This is a genomic window from Pseudomonas sp. GNP014, assembly GCF_054344005.1.
The window spans coordinates 248,009-265,372 of the sequence record NZ_JBTGUS010000001.1 but is presented as its reverse complement, the minus strand read 5'-3'; the positions used below and the strand labels follow the sequence as shown (position 1 = coordinate 265,372).

Annotated in this window: 17 protein-coding genes; 15 read left to right on the top strand and 2 right to left on the bottom strand. The window is 61.0% G+C overall.

Annotated features, from left to right (window positions below):
- The first annotated feature begins 38 nt into the window (after positions 1–38).
- Complete coding sequence (gene proB, locus ACXX9E_RS01270) at positions 39–1,157, top strand: glutamate 5-kinase (protein WP_458556568.1); 1,119 nt, start codon at positions 39–41, stop codon at positions 1,155–1,157.
- Between the two features lie 10 nt (positions 1,158–1,167).
- On the top strand, positions 1,168–1,635 hold the full coding sequence (locus tag ACXX9E_RS01265; RefSeq protein ID WP_123464013.1) for a CreA family protein: 468 nt from the start codon (positions 1,168–1,170) through the stop codon (positions 1,633–1,635).
- Positions 1,636–1,814: 179 nt separating this feature from the next.
- Here the strand turns inward: ACXX9E_RS01265 and rpsT are convergent, their stop codons facing one another.
- Positions 1,815–2,087: a 30S ribosomal protein S20 gene (gene rpsT / locus ACXX9E_RS01260; protein ID WP_003228351.1), complete on the bottom strand. Its 273-nt coding sequence runs from the start codon at positions 2,085–2,087 to the stop codon at positions 1,815–1,817.
- A gap of 252 nt (positions 2,088–2,339) precedes the next feature.
- Between rpsT and murJ the strand changes: the two genes are divergently transcribed.
- The 6 genes from murJ to ispH all read left to right on the top strand — a co-directional run bounded on the left by murJ (position 2,340) and on the right by ispH (position 9,917).
- Positions 2,340–3,878, top strand: a complete 1,539-nt coding sequence (gene murJ, locus ACXX9E_RS01255) for a murein biosynthesis integral membrane protein MurJ (protein WP_128616067.1) — start codon at positions 2,340–2,342, stop codon at positions 3,876–3,878.
- A 129-nt stretch (positions 3,879–4,007) separates the two neighbouring features.
- Positions 4,008–4,946: a bifunctional riboflavin kinase/FAD synthetase gene (ribF, locus tag ACXX9E_RS01250; protein ID WP_458554940.1), complete on the top strand. Its 939-nt coding sequence runs from the start codon at positions 4,008–4,010 to the stop codon at positions 4,944–4,946.
- Between the two features lie 13 nt (positions 4,947–4,959).
- On the top strand, positions 4,960–7,791 hold the full coding sequence (ileS, locus tag ACXX9E_RS01245) for an isoleucine--tRNA ligase (protein WP_123464017.1): 2,832 nt from the start codon (positions 4,960–4,962) through the stop codon (positions 7,789–7,791).
- Positions 7,784–8,296, top strand: coding sequence for a signal peptidase II (gene lspA / locus ACXX9E_RS01240; RefSeq protein WP_064589254.1), 513 nt, complete (start codon positions 7,784–7,786; stop codon positions 8,294–8,296). The genes ileS and lspA overlap by 8 nt, the downstream gene beginning before the upstream one ends.
- Positions 8,289–8,741: an FKBP-type peptidyl-prolyl cis-trans isomerase gene (gene fkpB, locus ACXX9E_RS01235; protein WP_128616068.1), complete on the top strand. Its 453-nt coding sequence runs from the start codon at positions 8,289–8,291 to the stop codon at positions 8,739–8,741. The genes lspA and fkpB overlap by 8 nt, the downstream gene beginning before the upstream one ends.
- A 231-nt stretch (positions 8,742–8,972) precedes the next feature.
- Entirely contained in the window at positions 8,973–9,917 is a 945-nt protein-coding gene (gene ispH, locus ACXX9E_RS01230) for a 4-hydroxy-3-methylbut-2-enyl diphosphate reductase (RefSeq protein ID WP_123464021.1), read from the top strand.
- Here ispH and ACXX9E_RS01225 read toward each other — a convergent pair.
- Positions 9,874–10,443: a GspH/FimT family pseudopilin gene (locus ACXX9E_RS01225; protein ID WP_322375519.1), complete on the bottom strand. Its 570-nt coding sequence runs from the start codon at positions 10,441–10,443 to the stop codon at positions 9,874–9,876. The two genes, ispH and ACXX9E_RS01225, sit on opposite strands and share 44 nt — an antisense overlap.
- A 130-nt stretch (positions 10,444–10,573) precedes the next feature.
- On the opposite strand from ACXX9E_RS01225, the gene ACXX9E_RS01220 reads away from it, so the two are divergent.
- The 7 genes from ACXX9E_RS01220 to thiO are packed head-to-tail and all read left to right on the top strand — an operon-like array spanning position 10,574 to position 17,339.
- Positions 10,574–11,047, top strand: a complete 474-nt coding sequence (locus ACXX9E_RS01220; protein WP_458554939.1) for a GspH/FimT family pseudopilin — start codon at positions 10,574–10,576, stop codon at positions 11,045–11,047.
- Positions 11,044–11,493 carry a type IV pilus modification protein PilV gene (gene pilV / locus ACXX9E_RS01215; RefSeq protein WP_123464027.1) on the top strand — a complete coding sequence of 150 codons (450 nt, stop codon included), beginning with the start codon at positions 11,044–11,046 and terminating at the stop codon, positions 11,491–11,493. Before ACXX9E_RS01220 ends, pilV begins: the two co-directional genes overlap by 4 nt.
- Positions 11,490–12,203, top strand: a complete 714-nt coding sequence (locus tag ACXX9E_RS01210) for a PilW family protein (protein ID WP_458554938.1) — start codon at positions 11,490–11,492, stop codon at positions 12,201–12,203. Before pilV ends, ACXX9E_RS01210 begins: the two co-directional genes overlap by 4 nt.
- Before the next feature lie 11 nt (positions 12,204–12,214).
- Positions 12,215–12,694 (top strand): pilus assembly PilX family protein, encoded by a 480-nt coding sequence (locus ACXX9E_RS01205; protein WP_123464031.1) that lies wholly within the window; start codon positions 12,215–12,217, stop codon positions 12,692–12,694.
- A complete protein-coding gene (locus tag ACXX9E_RS01200) occupies positions 12,681–15,764 on the top strand; it encodes a pilus assembly protein (protein ID WP_422495468.1) in 3,084 nt (1,027 codons plus the stop codon). Before ACXX9E_RS01205 ends, ACXX9E_RS01200 begins: the two co-directional genes overlap by 14 nt.
- Positions 15,765–15,779: 15 nt before the next feature.
- On the top strand, positions 15,780–16,181 hold the full coding sequence (locus ACXX9E_RS01195; RefSeq protein ID WP_222834274.1) for a type IV pilin protein: 402 nt from the start codon (positions 15,780–15,782) through the stop codon (positions 16,179–16,181).
- Between the two features lie 57 nt (positions 16,182–16,238).
- A complete protein-coding gene (gene thiO / locus ACXX9E_RS01190) occupies positions 16,239–17,339 on the top strand; it encodes a glycine oxidase ThiO (protein WP_458554937.1) in 1,101 nt (366 codons plus the stop codon).
- Positions 17,340–17,364: the final 25 nt, after the last annotated feature.

Genomic DNA, 17,364 nt, shown 5'->3' with positions numbered 1-17,364 from the left:
CGCTGGGTCGCGCTGTCCTCAAGCTAAGGTTGAAGATGATGCGGAGCAAAGTGACAGGTGCGCAGCGTTGGGTCGTGAAGATCGGCAGCGCTTTGCTGACAGCTGATGGCAAAGGGCTGGATCGTGCGGCTATGAGTGTCTGGGTCGAGCAGATGGTGGCCTTGCATGAGGCTGGCGTCGAGTTGGTGCTGGTGTCCTCCGGGGCAGTGGCGGCCGGCATGAGTCGCTTGGGCTGGACCGCACGACCCAGTGCGATGCACGAGCTCCAGGCGGCCGCAGCGATTGGCCAGATGGGCCTGGTGCAGGCCTGGGAATCAAGCTTTGCCGAGCATGGCCGGCATACGGCGCAGATTCTCCTGACCCATGACGACCTGTCCGACCGCAAGCGTTACCTGAATGCCCGCAGCACCTTGCGCGCCCTGGTCGAGCTGAAGGTCATCCCGGTGATCAACGAAAACGACACGGTGGTCACCGACGAAATCCGTTTTGGCGACAACGATACGCTGGCGGCGCTGGTGGCCAACCTGGTCGAGGCGGATCTGCTGGTGATTCTCACGGATCGCGACGGCATGTTCGATGCCGATCCTCGTAACAACCCGGACGCGCAATTGATCTACGAAGCGCGCGCGGATGATCCGACCCTGGATGCAGTGGCGGGCGGTACCGGCGGTGCGCTGGGGCGTGGCGGCATGCAGACCAAGTTGCGCGCGGCGCGGCTGGCGGCGCGTTCCGGTGCGCACACCATCATTGTGGGTGGGCGTCTTGAGCGTGTGCTCGATCGCCTGAAGGCTGGCGAGCGCATTGGTACGCTGCTGTCGCCTGAGCGTGGCATGCTGGCGGCGCGCAAGCAGTGGCTGGCCGGGCATCTGCAAACCCGCGGCACGCTCGTGCTGGACGAGGGTGCAGTGTCGGCGTTGTCGCAAGGCAACAAGAGTCTGTTGCCGGTGGGGGTCAAGCTGGTGCAGGGCAGCTTCCGTCGCGGCGAAATGGTGGTTTGCGTGGCGCCTGACGGTCGTGAGATCGCCCGGGGTCTGGCTAACTACGGTGCTCTGGAAGCGCAAAAAATCATCGGTCAGTCGTCGGATGCGATTGTCGGCGTGCTGGGCTACATGGCTGAGCCGGAGTTGGTTCACCGTGACAACCTGATTCTGGTCTGAGGAAAACGCGATGCGCATGGCAAAAGGATTGTTGGGGCTGTTGATGGCGTTGCCATTGCTGGCCTCGGCCGAGGAAATCGGTCAGGTGTCGACGGTGTTCAAGTTCGTCGGCCCGAATGACCGGATCGTGGTGGAGGCCTTCGATGATCCGAAGGTCGATGGCGTGACGTGCTATCTGTCGCGTGCCAAGACTGGTGGGGTGAAGGGTGGTCTGGGGCTGGCGGAAGATCGCGCCGAAGCGTCGATCGCTTGCCGTCAGGTCGGCCCGATCAAGTTCAAGGGTGATCTGAAGGATGGCGATGAGGTATTCAAGGAGCGCACCTCGCTGGTGTTCAAGACCATGCAGGTGGTGCGTTTCCTCGACAAGAAGCGCAATACGCTGGTGTACCTGGTCTACAGCGATCGCCTGATCGAGGGCAGTCCGCAGAATGCGGTGACGGCCATCCCGATCCTGCCGTGGGTGCCGGTCCAGCAGTAACAACGCAAAGCCACTGTAGGAGCGAGCCTGCTCGCGATAGTGGTGTGTCGGTCGAGATCAACTTTGACTGACGCGCCTGTCGCGAGCGGGCTCGCTCCTATATTTTTTCGTGCTGCGTTTATCAAATTGCAGGCAATAAAAAACCGACCCTGAGGTCGGTTTTTTAATGACTACGTCGCTTAGGCAGCTTCTTTCAGTGCCTTGACGTGGCCATTCAGACGGCTCTTATGACGAGCAGCCTTGTTCTTGTGGATGATGCCTTTATCGGCCATGCGGTCGATAACTGGCACAGCCAGAACGTATGCAGCTTGAGCTTTTTCAGCGTCTTTTGCGTCGATGGCTTTAACTACATTCTTGATGTAGGTACGAACCATGGAACGCAGGCTGGCGTTGTGGCTGCGACGCTTCTCAGCCTGTTTTGCACGTTTTTTGGCGGAAGGTGAGTTGGCCACCGTCGAGCTCCTCGAAAGACTTTTTAGGAAATAGCAAACAAAATAGGCCGCGAATCATGCCGATGAGTTGGAGTCTTGTCAAGGGCACTTCAATCGTTCCGCTAAGTGGTAGGTATAAAGAGGCGGGATATTTATTTCCGGCGCTTGACCTGTAAACTCGCGAGCTTTGGCTCTGTGCTGTTGCGGCGCGGAGTATCGCACAAGTGGGCGCATTGTTCGCCTGCTGTTTATCGACAGGCACACATTCCCTCAATGAATCTGCTCAAATCGTTGGCCGCCGTCAGCTCTATCACGATGCTTTCCCGGATTCTCGGGTTTGTCCGCGACACCCTCATCGCGCGCACATTCGGCGCCGGGATGGCAACGGACGCCTTCTTTATTGCCTTCAAATTGCCCAATCTGTTGCGGCGTATCTTTGCCGAGGGCGCGTTTTCGCAAGCCTTTGTGCCGATTCTGGCCGAATACAAAAGCCAGAAGGGCGAGGAGGCGACACGCACCTTCATTGCCTACGTGTCAGGTCTGCTGACCCTGGTGCTGGCGCTGGTCACCGCGTTGGGCATGATTGCCGCACCGTGGGTGATCTGGGCCACGGCGCCCGGCTTCACCGATACGCCGGAAAAATTCCAGCTGACCTCCGACCTGTTGCGGGTGACGTTCCCCTATATATTGCTGATCTCCCTGTCGTCGCTGGCCGGGGCGATCCTCAATACCTGGAACCGCTTCTCGGTGCCGGCCTTCGTGCCGACGCTGCTCAACGTCAGCATGATCGTGTTCTCGCTGTTCCTGACGCCGTACTTCGATCCACCGGTCATGGCCCTTGGCTGGGCGGTACTGGTCGGTGGTCTGGCGCAGTTGCTCTATCAGCTGCCGCATCTGAAAAAGATCGGCATGCTGGTGCTGCCGCGCCTGAACCTGCGCGATAGCGGTGTATGGCGGGTGATGAAGCAGATGCTGCCGGCCATCCTCGGCGTGTCGGTCAGCCAGATTTCGCTGATCATCAACACCATTTTTGCCTCGTTTCTGGTGGCCGGTTCGGTGTCGTGGATGTATTACGCCGACCGTTTGATGGAGTTGCCGTCCGGCGTACTCGGCGTGGCACTGGGCACAATCCTGTTGCCGACCCTGGCCAAGACCTACGCCAGCAAGGATCGTCATGAGTATTCGCGGATCCTCGACTGGGGTTTGCGCCTGTGCTTCGTCCTGGTGCTGCCGTGTTCGCTGGCGTTGGGCATTCTTGCCGAACCGTTGACCGTTTCATTGTTCCAGTACGGTCAGTTCAGTGGCTTCGATGCCGAGATGACCCAGCGCGCGCTGATTGCCTATTCTGTCGGTTTGCTGGGGATTATCGTGATCAAGGTGCTGGCGCCGGGCTTTTATGCGCAACAGAACATCCGCACGCCGGTGAAAATCGCAATCTTCACCCTGGTCTGCACGCAGTTGTTCAACCTGATGCTGATCGGTCCGTTGGCCCATGCCGGTCTGGCCTTGGCGATTAGTGCCGGTGCCTGCCTCAACGCCGGGCTGCTGTTCTACCAATTGCGCAAACAGCAGATGTATCAGCCGCAGCCGGGCTGGGCAAAATTCGGTTTCAAACTGGTGGTGGCGGTGGCGGTCATGTCGGCGGTGTTGTTGCTCGGCATGCATTTCATGCCCGCCTGGGATCAGGGGCACATGCTTGAGCGCTTCCTGCGTCTGGGCGCTCTGGTGATTGCCGGCGTGGTGGCGTACTTCGGCATGTTGCTGCTGCTCGGTTTCCGTCTGCGCGACTTCAATCGCAAGGCGTTGAGCTGAGGTTTCATCCTTGAAAGACGGGCGCGAGGCGGCAGTTTTGTCGGCTCGATCACTTTGCGTTACGGTGTCGCCTGTCGTCGGCCGTCGGGTGTGGTTATAATCGACCACTTTATGAGCAAGAAGCGCGTTATGCAGCTGGTTCGAGCCCTCCACAACTTGCGCCCCCAGCATCGGGGCTGCGTCGCCACTATTGGCAACTTTGACGGTGTTCACCGTGGTCACCAGGCTATCCTGGCCCGACTGCGTGAGCGTGCGCTCGAGTTGGGCGTACCCAGCTGCGTGGTGATTTTCGAGCCGCAGCCACGGGAATTTTTCGCTCCCGAGACCGCGCCGGCACGTCTGGCACGCTTGCGCGACAAGCTGCAACTGCTGGCCGCCGAAGGCGTCGACCGGGTCCTGTGCCTGGCGTTCAACCAGCGGTTGAGCAAGCTCAGCGCCAGTGAGTTCGTCGATACCATCCTGGTCGATGGCCTCGGCGTGCAGCATCTGGAAGTCGGCGATGATTTCCGCTTTGGTTGCGACCGCCTCGGCGATTTCGATTTCCTGATGCAGGCCGGACAAGTCCACGGGTTTACCGTGGAAGCCGCACAAACCGTCGAGCTGGACGGCATTCGCGTCAGCAGCACCCAGGTGCGCAACGCGTTGGCCGCCGCCGACTTTGCCTTGGCCGAACGCTTGCTCGGTCGCCCGTACCGGATCGCCGGTCGCGTGCTGCACGGCCAGAAACTGGCCCGGCAACTGGGTACGCCCACTGCCAACATTCAACTCAAGCGTCGTCGCGTGCCGTTCACCGGGGTTTATCTGGTGGATGTGGACATCGACGGCAAGACCTGGCCCGGCGTCGCCAATATTGGCGTCCGGCCCACGGTGCAAGGTGATGGCAAGGCCCACCTTGAAGTTCATCTATTGGATTTTGCCGGCGATCTGTATGACCGGCGTCTGACGGTGGTTTTCCACCAAAAGCTGCGTGAAGAGCAGCGCTTCGCCTCCCTGGAGGCACTGAAAACGGCGATCAACGCGGATGTCGCCGCCGCCCGTGCACTAGCCGCACCTAGCGCCCATCGCTAATGAAGAGCCTTAAATGACCGACTATAAAGCCACGCTAAACCTTCCGGACACCGCCTTCCCAATGAAGGCCGGCCTGCCACAGCGCGAACCGCAGATCCTGCAGCGCTGGGACAGTATTGGCCTGTACGGAAAGTTGCGCGAGATTGGCAAGGATCGTCCGAAGTTCGTCCTGCACGACGGCCCTCCGTACGCCAACGGCACGATCCACATCGGTCACGCACTGAACAAGATTCTCAAGGACATGATCATCCGCTCGAAGACCCTGTCGGGTTTCGACGCGCCGTATGTTCCAGGTTGGGACTGCCACGGCCTGCCGATCGAGCACAAGGTTGAAGTGACCCACGGCAAGAACCTGGGCGCGGACAAGACCCGCGAGCTGTGCCGTGCCTATGCCACCGAGCAGATCGAAGGGCAGAAGACCGAGTTCATCCGCCTCGGCGTGCTGGGCGACTTCGCCAACCCGTACAAGACCATGGACTTCAAGAACGAGGCCGGTGAAATCCGCGCCCTCGCCGAAATCGTCAAGGGCGGTTTCGTGTTCAAGGGCCTGAAGCCTGTGAACTGGTGCTTCGATTGCGGTTCGGCCCTGGCCGAAGCTGAAGTCGAGTACGAGAACAAGAAGTCCTCGACCATCGACGTGGCTTTCCCGATCGCCGACGAAGCCAGACTGGCCGCCGCGTTCGGTCTGCCGTCGCTGAGCAAGCCTGCCTCGATCGTGATCTGGACCACCACCCCGTGGACCATCCCGGCCAACCAGGCGCTGAACGTACACCCGGAATTCAACTATGCCCTGGTCGATATCGGCGACAAGCTGCTGGTCCTGGCTGAAGAGCTGGTTGAATCCTGCCTGTCCCGTTACGGCGTTGAAGGCACCGTACTGGCCATCGCGCCGGGCTCGGCGCTGGAACTGATCAACTTCCGTCACCCGTTCTACGACCGCCTGTCGCCAGTCTACCTGGCCGACTACGTGGAACTGGGCGCCGGCACCGGTGTGGTTCACTCCGCCCCGGCCTACGGCGTGGACGACTTCGTGACCTGCAAGAAATACGGCATGGTCAACGACGACATCCTTAACCCGGTGCAGAGCAACGGCGTGTACGTGCCATCGCTGGAGTTCTTCGGCGGCCAGTTCATCTGGAAGGCCAACCCGGCCATCGTCGACAAGCTGACCGAAGTCGGTGCGCTGATGCACACCACCGTCATCGAACACAGCTACATGCACTGCTGGCGCCACAAGACCCCGCTGATCTACCGCGCCACCGCGCAGTGGTTCATCGGCATGGACAAAGAACCGGTCAGCGGCGACACCCTGCGCGTACGCTCGCTCAAAGCCATCGAAGACACCAAGTTCGTTCCGGCCTGGGGCCAGGCGCGCCTGCACTCGATGATCGCCAACCGTCCGGACTGGTGCATCTCCCGTCAGCGCAACTGGGGCGTGCCGATCCCGTTTTTCCTCAACAAGGAAAGCGGCGAGCTGCACCCACGCACCGTCGAACTGATGGAAGAAGTGGCCAAGCGCGTTGAAGTCGAAGGCATCGAAGCCTGGTTCAAGCTCGACGCCGCCGAACTGCTGGGCGACGAAGCGCCGCTGTACGACAAGATCAGCGACACCCTCGACGTCTGGTTCGATTCGGGCACCACCCACTGGCACGTATTGCGCGGTTCGCACCCGATGGGCCACGAGACCGGTCCACGCGCCGACCTCTACCTGGAAGGTTCCGACCAGCACCGCGGCTGGTTCCACTCGTCCTTGCTGACCGGTTGCGCGATCGACAACCACGCGCCATACCGCGAGCTGCTGACCCACGGTTTCACCGTCGACGAGTCCGGCCGCAAGATGTCCAAGTCGCTGGGCAACGTGATCGCGCCGCAGAAAGTCAACGACACCCTGGGCGCCGACATCATGCGTCTGTGGGTCGCGTCGACCGACTACTCCGGCGAAATGGCCGTGTCCGAGCAGATTCTGCAACGCAGCGCGGACGCCTATCGTCGCATCCGTAACACGGCGCGCTTCCTGCTTTCCAACCTGACCGGTTTCAACCCGGCCACCGACCTGCTGCCGGCTGAAGACATGCTGGCGCTGGATCGCTGGGCCGTGGACCGTACCCTGCTGCTGCAACGCGAGTTGCAAGAGCACTACGGCGAATACCGTTTCTGGAACGTCTACTCGAAGATCCACAACTTCTGCGTGCAGGAGCTGGGTGGTTTCTACCTCGACATCATCAAGGATCGCCAGTACACCACCGGCGCCGACAGCAAGGCCCGTCGCTCGTGCCAGACCGCGCTGTTCCACATCTCCGAAGCGCTGGTGCGCTGGATCGCACCGATCCTCGCGTTCACTGCCGACGAGCTGTGGCAGTACCTGCCGGGCGAGCGCAACGAATCCGTCATGCTCAACACCTGGTATGAAGGTCTGACCGAGCTGCCGGAAGGCTTCGAGCTGGGTCGCGCTTACTGGGATCGCATTATGGAAGTGAAGGTTGCGGTCAACAAAGAGATGGAAATCCAGCGTGCGGCCAAAGCCGTCGGTGGCAACCTGCAGGCCGAAGTGACGCTGTTCGCCGAAGACGCGCTGAGCGCCGACCTGGCCAAGCTGAGCAACGAGCTGCGCTTTGTCCTGATCACCTCGACTGCCAGCGTGGCACCTTTCGTTCAGGCACCGGCGGACGCGGTCACCACCGAAGTCAGCGGTCTGAAACTGAAGATCGTCAAATCGGCCTTCGCGAAATGCGCCCGTTGCTGGCACTGCCGCGAAGACGTCGGCGTGAACCCGGAGCATCCGGAAATCTGCGGCCGTTGCGTCGACAACATCAGCGGCGCCGGCGAGGTTCGTCACTATGCCTGATTCCGTTGGCCGTTTCGGACGGTTGAGCTGGCTCTGGTTGAGTTTGCTGGTTCTGGTCATCGACCAGGCCAGCAAGTTCTACTTCGAAAACAAGCTCGAAATGTTCCAGCAGATCGTGATCATTCCCGATTACTTCAGCTGGACCCTGGCCTACAACACCGGTGCGGCGTTCAGCTTCCTGGCTGACAGCTCCGGCTGGCAGCGCTGGCTGTTCGCCCTGATCGCGATTGTGGTCAGTGCAGTGCTGGTGGTCTGGCTCAAACGCCTGGGCCGCAACGATACCTGGCTGGCCGTCGCGCTGGCGCTGGTGCTGGGCGGTGCGCTGGGCAATCTGTATGACCGCATTGCCTTGGGCCATGTGATCGACTTCATTCTGGTGCACTGGCAGAACCGCTGGTACTTCCCGGCATTCAACTTCGCCGACAGCGCGATCACCGTTGGCGCGATAATGCTGGCACTGGACATGTTCAAACCGAAGAAAACCGGAGAAGCCGTTCATGACTGAACAGGTAGTGGCTGAGCAACGCATCGGTCAGAACACGGAAGTCACCTTGCACTTCGCATTGCGCCTGGAGAATGGCGACACGGTCGACAGCACCTTCGACAAAGCCCCGGCGACCTTCAAGGTCGGTGACGGCAATCTGCTGCCGGGTTTCGAAGCCGCACTGTTCGGCTTCAAGGCCGGCGACAAGCGCACGCTGACCGTCGAGCCGGAAAACGCCTTCGGCCAGCCGAACCCGCAAAACGTACAGGTCATCCCGCGTTCGCAGTTTGCCGACATGGAGCTGTCACCGGGTTTGCTGGTGATCTTCAACGATGCGGCCAATACTGAGCTGCCGGGTGTGGTGAAAGAGTTCGACGACGCGCAAGTGACCGTCGACTTCAACCACCCGCTGGCCGGCAAGACGCTGACCTTTGACGTCGAGATCATCAACGTTAAAGCGCTGTAAGTCACAACGCATAACCACTGTGGGAGTGGGCTTTGTGGTGAGGGGATTTATCCCCGATGGGGGCGAAGCCCCCAAAAACCAGGCAACGAGATCTTTAATGGGAAAGCGCTGACTGGTTTTACGATTGCTTCGCAATCGATCGGGGATAAATCCCCTCGCCACAACAGGCTCGCTCCCACAATGTTTTCCACAGTTTTCGTTATTTCTTGCGCGCAAGACACGAGGCACAGCATGCAAATCAAACTCGCCAACCCCCGTGGCTTCTGCGCCGGCGTGGACCGGGCGATCGAAATCGTCAACCGCGCCCTGGAAGTCTTCGGGCCGCCGATCTACGTACGCCACGAAGTGGTGCACAACAAGTTCGTGGTCGAAGACCTGCGTAATCGGGGCGCGATCTTCGTCGAAGAACTGGATCAGGTGCCGGACGACGTCATCGTGATCTTCAGTGCCCACGGCGTTTCCCAAGCCGTGCGCAACGAAGCCGCCGGTCGTGGTTTGAAGGTGTTCGACGCCACGTGCCCGCTGGTGACCAAGGTGCACATCGAAGTTGCGAAATACAGTCGCGACGGTCGTGAGTGCATCCTGATCGGCCACGCCGGTCACCCGGAGGTCGAAGGCACCATGGGCCAGTACGACGCCAGCAACGGCGGCGCGATCTACCTCGTCGAAGACGAGAAGGATGTGGCTGAACTGCAAGTGCGTAACCCGGAAAAACTCGCGTTCGTGACCCAGACCACGCTGTCGATGGACGACACCAGCCGCGTGATCGACGCACTGCGCAGTCGCTTCCCGTCCATTGGTGGCCCGCGCAAAGACGACATCTGCTACGCCACGCAAAACCGTCAGGACGCGGTCAAGCAACTGGCCGACGAATGCGACGTGGTGTTGGTGGTGGGCAGCCCGAACAGCTCCAACTCCAATCGCCTGCGTGAGCTGGCTGAGCGCATGGCCACGCCGGCCTACCTGATCGACGGCGCCGAGGACCTGCAGAAGAGCTGGTTCGATGGCGTCGAGCGTATCGGCATCACCGCCGGTGCTTCCGCGCCGGAAGTGCTGGTGCGCGGCGTGATCCAGCAATTGCAGGCGTGGGGCGCGACCGGTGCCGATGAGCTGGCCGGGCGTGAAGAGAACATCACCTTCTCGATGCCGAAAGAACTGCGCGTCCGCTCGATTTAACGCTTTGCGCTTTCTCGCACAGCGCCTGCCCGGTTTTCTCCCGGGTCAGGCGCACCCGACCGGTCGCCGCCAGCACCACCTGCAACTGGCTGACTGGTTCGTGTGCCGAACACAGATGTAACGTCCCTGCCTGAAACGCCCGCCCGGGCATCAGCGGTTGCCCCAGACTGCTGAAGCGCACGTAACGACTCACCGCCCAATTGCCAACAATCGGTATCCGCTGGGCACTCGCCCGCTCCTGTAGCAGTGGGTTGTCGCTGTCCTGCGGCCCCTTGCCACTGATATCCAGAATGATCCGCCAGCCCTGACTCCAGTCGCCGTTGATGCCGTGAATCACCACGCTCTGATTGCGCGTGATGGCCTGTGTTCGGGCATTGCGGATGCCGTCGAGCAAGGACTGCGCAGCCTGGTCGCGATGAGTCGCTTCGGTGAAAGCGGCAAACGCCGGACTGACCAGCACCAGAACAATTGCGCCAATCGCCAGTCCCATAAGCAATTCAATCAGACTGAAACCCTGTTGCGGCATGACGACTTCCTCCCTGAAGCCTGAGGCCCGGCGCAATCCTTGCGCCGGGCACGGCAAATCAACCGACACAGGCCGGTTGAATGTTCTAGTTTGTAGAGGCAGGTATAGCCGACGGCAACGGAGGGCATGGATGAATCATCGTACAAAAGGTTTCACGCTGCCCGAGTTGCTGGTCGCGATCGCCGTGTTGGTGATTCTCCTCACCCTGGCGGTGCCGGGCTTCACCCGTTCGATCCAGAGCAGCAAGGCCGACACCGAAATGGGCGACCTGCAGCGTGCCCTAAACTACGCGCGACTGGAGGCGATCGACCGCGGCGTGACCACGCGCCTGCGGCCGAGCGCCGGTGGCAGCGTGTGGACCGGCGAGTTGTCGGTCTACGACGGTACTGGCAATGCGGCCAATGTATTGCGGGTTGTTCCAGCGATGAGCAGCGGCGCGACTCTGACGCTATCCTCAGGAGTGACTGCACTGGATTTCAACAATCTGGGTGGTCTGGCGGCACCGTCGACGGCGGTGGTCATCAGTTACGTGCTGGGAGCGCAAAGCAGGACGCTGAACGTGTGTCTCAACGGACGAATTCAATGGGGTGGAAGTTGCGGATGAGGGCAGGGAGCTTAAGGGCACAGGAGGGCATGTCGCTGATCGAGGTGCTGGTTGCGTTGCTGATTCTGACCGTCGGCATATTGGGCGCGGCAGCGGTGCAACTCAATGCGCTGAAGTACACCGACAGTTCACGGATGACCAGTCAGGCCAGCTTCATCGCCTACGACATGATGGACCGCATCCGCGCCAACGCCGCGGCCGATTACACGGGCACGCCGCCGACCTCGGGCAACCTCGGCGTCGCCCGCGATCAGGACCTCTACGACTTCACCACCAACATCATCAATTTCGGCGGGCCGACCGCTACTGGCACGATCACTCTCAATCAGCGGGTGTACACCATCACCATCAACTGGAATGACTCACGGGCCGCGAATGCCACGGGCACCACGCGCAGTTTCGTCCTGACCAGTCGCGCCGCAGTCGACCCGGTGGCCACGCCATGAAGCATCACAATCGGGGGTTCGGCCTGATTGAAATGCTCATCGCCCTGGCACTCGGGCTGATCGTGGTGTTGGGGGTGGTGCAGACGTTTCTCGCCGCGAAAAACACCTATGTCAGCCAGAACACCGGGGCGGCGATGCAGGAGGACGCACGTTTTGTGCTGAGCAAGATGATCCAGGAGTTGCGCATGGTCGGTATGTTCGGCTGCCTCGGCAGCATTACCGACGCAAGTTCGGCCGGGGATTTCAATGCGGCACAGCTCACCCCGATCAGTTGGGACAACAGCAACCTCAAGCTGACCCTGGTCACCGCCGACGTCGGCGGCAATGGTGGCACGCCGACCTGGACGGTGGTCTCCGATTGCCGCAACAGCGCCACGGCCTATACCGGATTGCGCACCGCCGGGAGCGGGCAGATCGCCTTTCCGATCCGCCGCTTGATCTACAGCTTCAGCAACAACCAGATCCTCATGGGCACCGGCAGCGGCACGCCGACCCAGCAGGTGCTGGTGAATAACGTCAGTGCCTTTAACGTGACCTTCGGTCTGGCCTCGTCCGCCACCGATTTCGCGGCGTCCTCTTACAGCAGCAACCCCGGCGATCCGGCGCGCATCCGCAGCGTGCGCCTGAGCCTGACCCTCACCGACCCGAACAACCGGGTGGCCAATCAAACCTTCAACGTGGTTGCCGCGTTGCGCAACCGCTTGCAGTGAGGGCCGGGCCAATGAGGATTTCTTTGCATCAGCGACGCACCCAGCGCGGCATGGTGCTGCTGGTCAGCCTGGTATTCCTGTTATTGCTGACCCTGGTGGGGCTGTCATCAATGCAAAGTGCCAACCTGCAGGAAAAAATGGCCGGCAGTGTCAGCCTGCGCAATCAGTCGTTCCAGACTGCCGAGGCGGCGTTGCGCATCGGCGAGAGTGCGGTGCAACTCGACAGTTATTCGCTGGCCGTGTGTGCCAGTACTGCGCAATGTGCGCCGCCGGCAGAGTCATCGGTGGTCAGTGCGGCGGGGCTCAATTCGACCTCGGGGGTGACGTGGATCGCTGCCGGCAATGGCTTCTATGGCGTGCAGAACATCGGCACCACCCTGACGGCAGTGAACGTGCCGAGTAATACGTCGGCGACACTGTATCGAGTGACCGCGGTCGGTATCGCCGGCACTTCGCGCAGTGTGGTGGAGAGTGTCTATGCGAAGTATTGAGCGCTGCTGGAGACTGTTGGCGGGCATGCTGGCGGGCTTGTATCTGGCTGCGCCGGCCTATGCGTTCACCCCGTCCGATTCTCCACTCTTGAGTGCGGCAGCGGTGCCGCCCAATGTGATGCTGCTGATCGACGATTCCGGGAGCATGAACAGCATCATTTATGCGGCAGGTTTTGATCCGACGATTGATCGCACGCCCGCCAGACAGTGCAACGTGTTCCTCGGGGTGTGCCTGAGCTCCACGGCCATCACCGGCGATCCGGTGTTTCTCTCGAACCTGCCGACCTCCGGTTGTTCCGGCGGGGCCTTTGCCTTCTACAACAACAGCGTGGCGCCGCTGTGTCTGAAACTGCCTGATCCGGTGGGCGGCGGCAACACCCGCTACACGGGGGATTACATTTCCTACGTGGTCGGGCTGGCGATCAGCAACGGCACGCGCGACTTCACCACCGGAGCGATTCCCAACGACTACCGGATCAACGTGGCACGCAATGTGTCCTCCGCGCTGGTTGCCAGCAACCGAACCTTGCGCATGGGACTGTCGACCTTCAATCCGGTCACCAACAACAACTCCGGCAATGGTGGTTACATCGCTCGATCCATCAGTGACCTGTCGCCGGTCTCCGGCAGCGTGACTCAGGCCCAGGCCGACGCCAACTACAACGCGCTGATTTCGTCGATCAACGGCTTGAGTGCCGTGGCCAACACGCCGCTGGCGGAAACCTATTACGAAATCACCCGCTACATGCGCGGCATGGCGCCGTACTACAACAGCACGCCGACCACCTACACCAGTCCGATCCAGTACCGCTGCCAGAAAAACTACGGCGTGGTCATCACCGATGGTCTGCCGACCTTCGACCGCACGTTTCCCAGCAATGACCCGCTGGGCGGCAGTCGTCTGCCGAACTGGGACGGCGTCAACAATGACGGCGTCAACCGCAATGGCGACGACGAAGGTGACACGCTGTATCTGGATGACATCGCCAAATTCGCCTTCGACATCGACATGCGTTCATCGGGGACTGACGCCGCCGGCAAGAGCTGGAACGCCGTGGATTTTCCCAAGCAGAACATGAACACCTACACCGTGGGTTTTACCGCCGACAACGACATGCTCCTGGATGCGGCCAGCTATGGGCAGGGCAAGTATTACCAGGCGACCGACGGCACTGGCCTCAACAGCGCACTGTCCTCGGCGTTGAGTGACATCACCTCCAAGGCCGGCTCCGGTGGCAGCGGCGTCACCAGCGGCACCACGCTGGCCAGTGGCACCAGTTATTTCCAGACCAGCTACGATCCCAGGGACTGGCGCGGGACGATCAAATCTTTCGGCTTCACCTCGGCCGGCGCGGTGAATACCTCCGCGGCCTTGTGGACCACCGACACCACCATCGTTCCGGGCGCAACCGCACCGACCTATCAATCGTGGAACACCACCAGCAACGCCGCCGTTACCCTGGCGTACGGCAACTTTTCTGCGACCCAGCAGACCACGCTCGGTCAGGGCCTGCCCAGCGGCATCAGCGGCAGCGATCTGGTGGAATGGAGCAAGGGCACCAACAAGACCGGGCTGAAGGTGCGCAGCGTATTGCTCGGCGACATCATCAACTCGCCGCTGGTGCTGGCTTCACCCAGCGACAAAACCGCCTCCGACCTGTCGGGCGACAGCACCTACAGCACTTACCTGACCACCAAGGCGGCGAACATGAACCCCAGCCTGGTGGTGAATGCCAACGATGGTTTTGTCAACGTCATCAACGCCGCCAACGGCACCCGGCGCTATGCCTACATGCCGTCCAGCGTACTGCCGTCGCTGCGGCTGATTGCCGACCCGGCGTACGTCAACGGCGTCAGCCACAAGTTTCTGGTGGACGGGCAGGTCGGCGTGTATGACGCGCAACTCAACAGTGCCTGGAAAACCCTGGCGATTGGCGGCACCGGCGCTGGTGGCAAGACTTTCTATGCCTTGCAGCTGTTCGACGCTGCGGCGGGCAATGTGCTCAATGCCCTGTGGGAAGTCAGTGCTCCCGCCACGGCAAACACCGCCAACGCTTTTAATGATCTGGGTTATGCCTACGCGCGGCCGGAAGTGGCACGCTTGGCCGATGGTCGCTGGGCAGCGTTCATTGCCAATGGTTACGGCAGCAACTCCGGGGTGGCGGCGTTGTATGTGCTGGATGTGCGTGACGGTTCGTTGATCAAGAAGATCGTGATCGACAGCAGCGAAACCACCAATGGTCTGTCGTCGGTGAAGCTCAAGGTCAATTCGTCAAACGTGGTGCAGGCAGCCTACGGCGGCGACTTGAAAGGGCGTCTGTGGAAATTCGACCTCAGCGCGACCTCGACCAACAGCTGGGGCTTGGCGTTTTCCGGCAAGCCGTTGTTCACCACGGCGGGCGGGCCGACCCAGCCGATCACGGCGCAGCCGCTGCTGGCGGACAACTCGCTGGGCGGCAAGCAGGTTTTTTTCGGCACCGGCAAATTCAACGAGACCGCCGACAAGACCAACAAGGATTTGCAGGCGTTCTATTCGGTGTGGGATGCCGACGGTGGTGCCGGGCAACTGACGGTCAGCAGTTTGCAGGCGCAGGCGGTCACCGGGGTGTTTTCCGGCAGCACCGGGCAGTTCATCACCACCAGCCAGAACGACACGACATATCCTGGGGAGAAGGGCTGGTATCTGCCCTTGGTGTACAACAGCGTGCTGACCGGTGAGCGAGTGATCAATCAGGCCAGCCTGGTACTCGGGCGCATCGTGTTTACCACGGCCAGTGTCGACACCACTGACCCGTGTGCCAGTTTCGGCAGCGGCAAACTGGTCGAACTCGATGCGTTCAGCGGTAAGATGCTCAACTACGCGGTGCTCGACACCAACGCCGACGGCGTGGTCGACAGCAACGACACGATTTCCAGTGGTGTGGTGTTCACTGGTGGCATTCCGACCCTGAACGCCATCATCAATGGCGCGACCCGCAAGATCGTCAACGATTCCAGTGGCACCGTCACCACACTGGTGGAAAAATCCGGCGGCGGCAGCCGTCGTATCATGTGGCGACAAATACAGTAAGTGAGAGTTTGAGGCATGCGCAGAGTCAACCGGGGCTTCACCCTGATCGAAATCATGATCGTGATTGCGATCATCGGGATCATCATCACCATCGCCGCACCGAGCTACACCGAATACCTGAAAAAGGGACGGCGCGCCGAGGTGGTCTCGCTGCTCTCGGAACAGGCGCAGATCCTCGAGCGTTTCTATACCAAAAACAACGTCTACACCGGCATTACCGGTCTGAGCGCGGGCAATGACTTTTACACGCTCACCCCGACGATCGCCGACCAGACCTTTCTGCTGACCGCCACCCGCAAGGCCGGCACTACCATGGCGACCGACAAGTGCGGGGATTTCACCCTGACCAACACCGGCGTCAGAAGCATGAATAACGCTACCACCGGGCTGACCACCAAGGATTGCTGGGGCCGCTGAGGTACTTTCTCAAGGGCGCCTTTTGCGCCCACTGTCTTTTTCACGGTTGGATCAAACATGACCAGGCAACAGCAAGTGGTGATTGTCGGTGGCGGGGTGATTGGCCTGCTGACCGCCTACAACCTCGCCTCCGAAGTGCGCAGCGTGGTGCTGCTGGATCGTTCGGACCTCGGCCAGGAATCGTCCTGGGCCGGTGGCGGCATCGTGTCTCCGCTGTACCCGTGGCGCTATAGCCCGGCCGTCACCGCGCTGGCGCACTGGTCGCAGGATTTTTATCCACAGCTGGGCGAGCGCCTGTTTGCCGATACCGGCGTTGATCCCGAAGTGCACACCACCGGCCTGTACTGGCTGGATCTGGATGACGAAGCCGAGGCACTGGCCTGGGCCGCACGGGAGAACCGTCCGTTGCGGTCTGTGGATATCTCGGCAGCACACGATGCGGTACCGGTGCTGGGCGGTGGATTTTCGCGGGCGATCTACATGGCCGATGTCGCCAACGTCAGAAACCCGCGTCTGGTCAAGTCGCTGAAAGCGGCGTTGCAGGCGCTGCCGAACGTGACCCTTCACGAGCAATGCGAAGTCAGCGGGTTTGTGCGTCAGGGCGAGCGGGTGGTGGGCGTGCAGACTTCAACTGGCGTGATCGAGGGCGATCAGATCGTGCTGACGGCCGGCGCCTGGAGCGGCGATCTGCTCAAGACGCTGAACCTGTCGCTGCCGGTCGAGCCGGTCAAAGGCCAGATGATTCTGTACAAATGCGCGGCCGACTTCCTGCCGAGCATGGTTCTGGCCAAGGGACGCTATGCGATTCCGCGTCGTGACGGGCACATCCTGATTGGCAGTACGCTGGAGCACGAAGGCTACGACAAGACGCCGACCGATGTGGCGCTGGAAAGCCTCAAGGCGTCGGCGGTCGAGTTGATTCCCGCGTTGGCGGATGCCGAGGTGGTGGGGCATTGGGCCGGGTTGCGTCCTGGCTCGCCGGAAGGGATTCCGTACATCGGCCGGGTGCCGGGGTTCGCGGGTTTGTGGTTGAACTGCGGGCATTACCGTAACGGGTTGGTGCTGGCGCCGGCGTCGTGTCAGTTGTTTGCCGATGTGATGCTGGGGCGGGCACCGATCATTGATCCGGCACCATATGCGCCTGAAGGCCGCATTTAGTCAGATATTTTTCCACGGCCTGGCA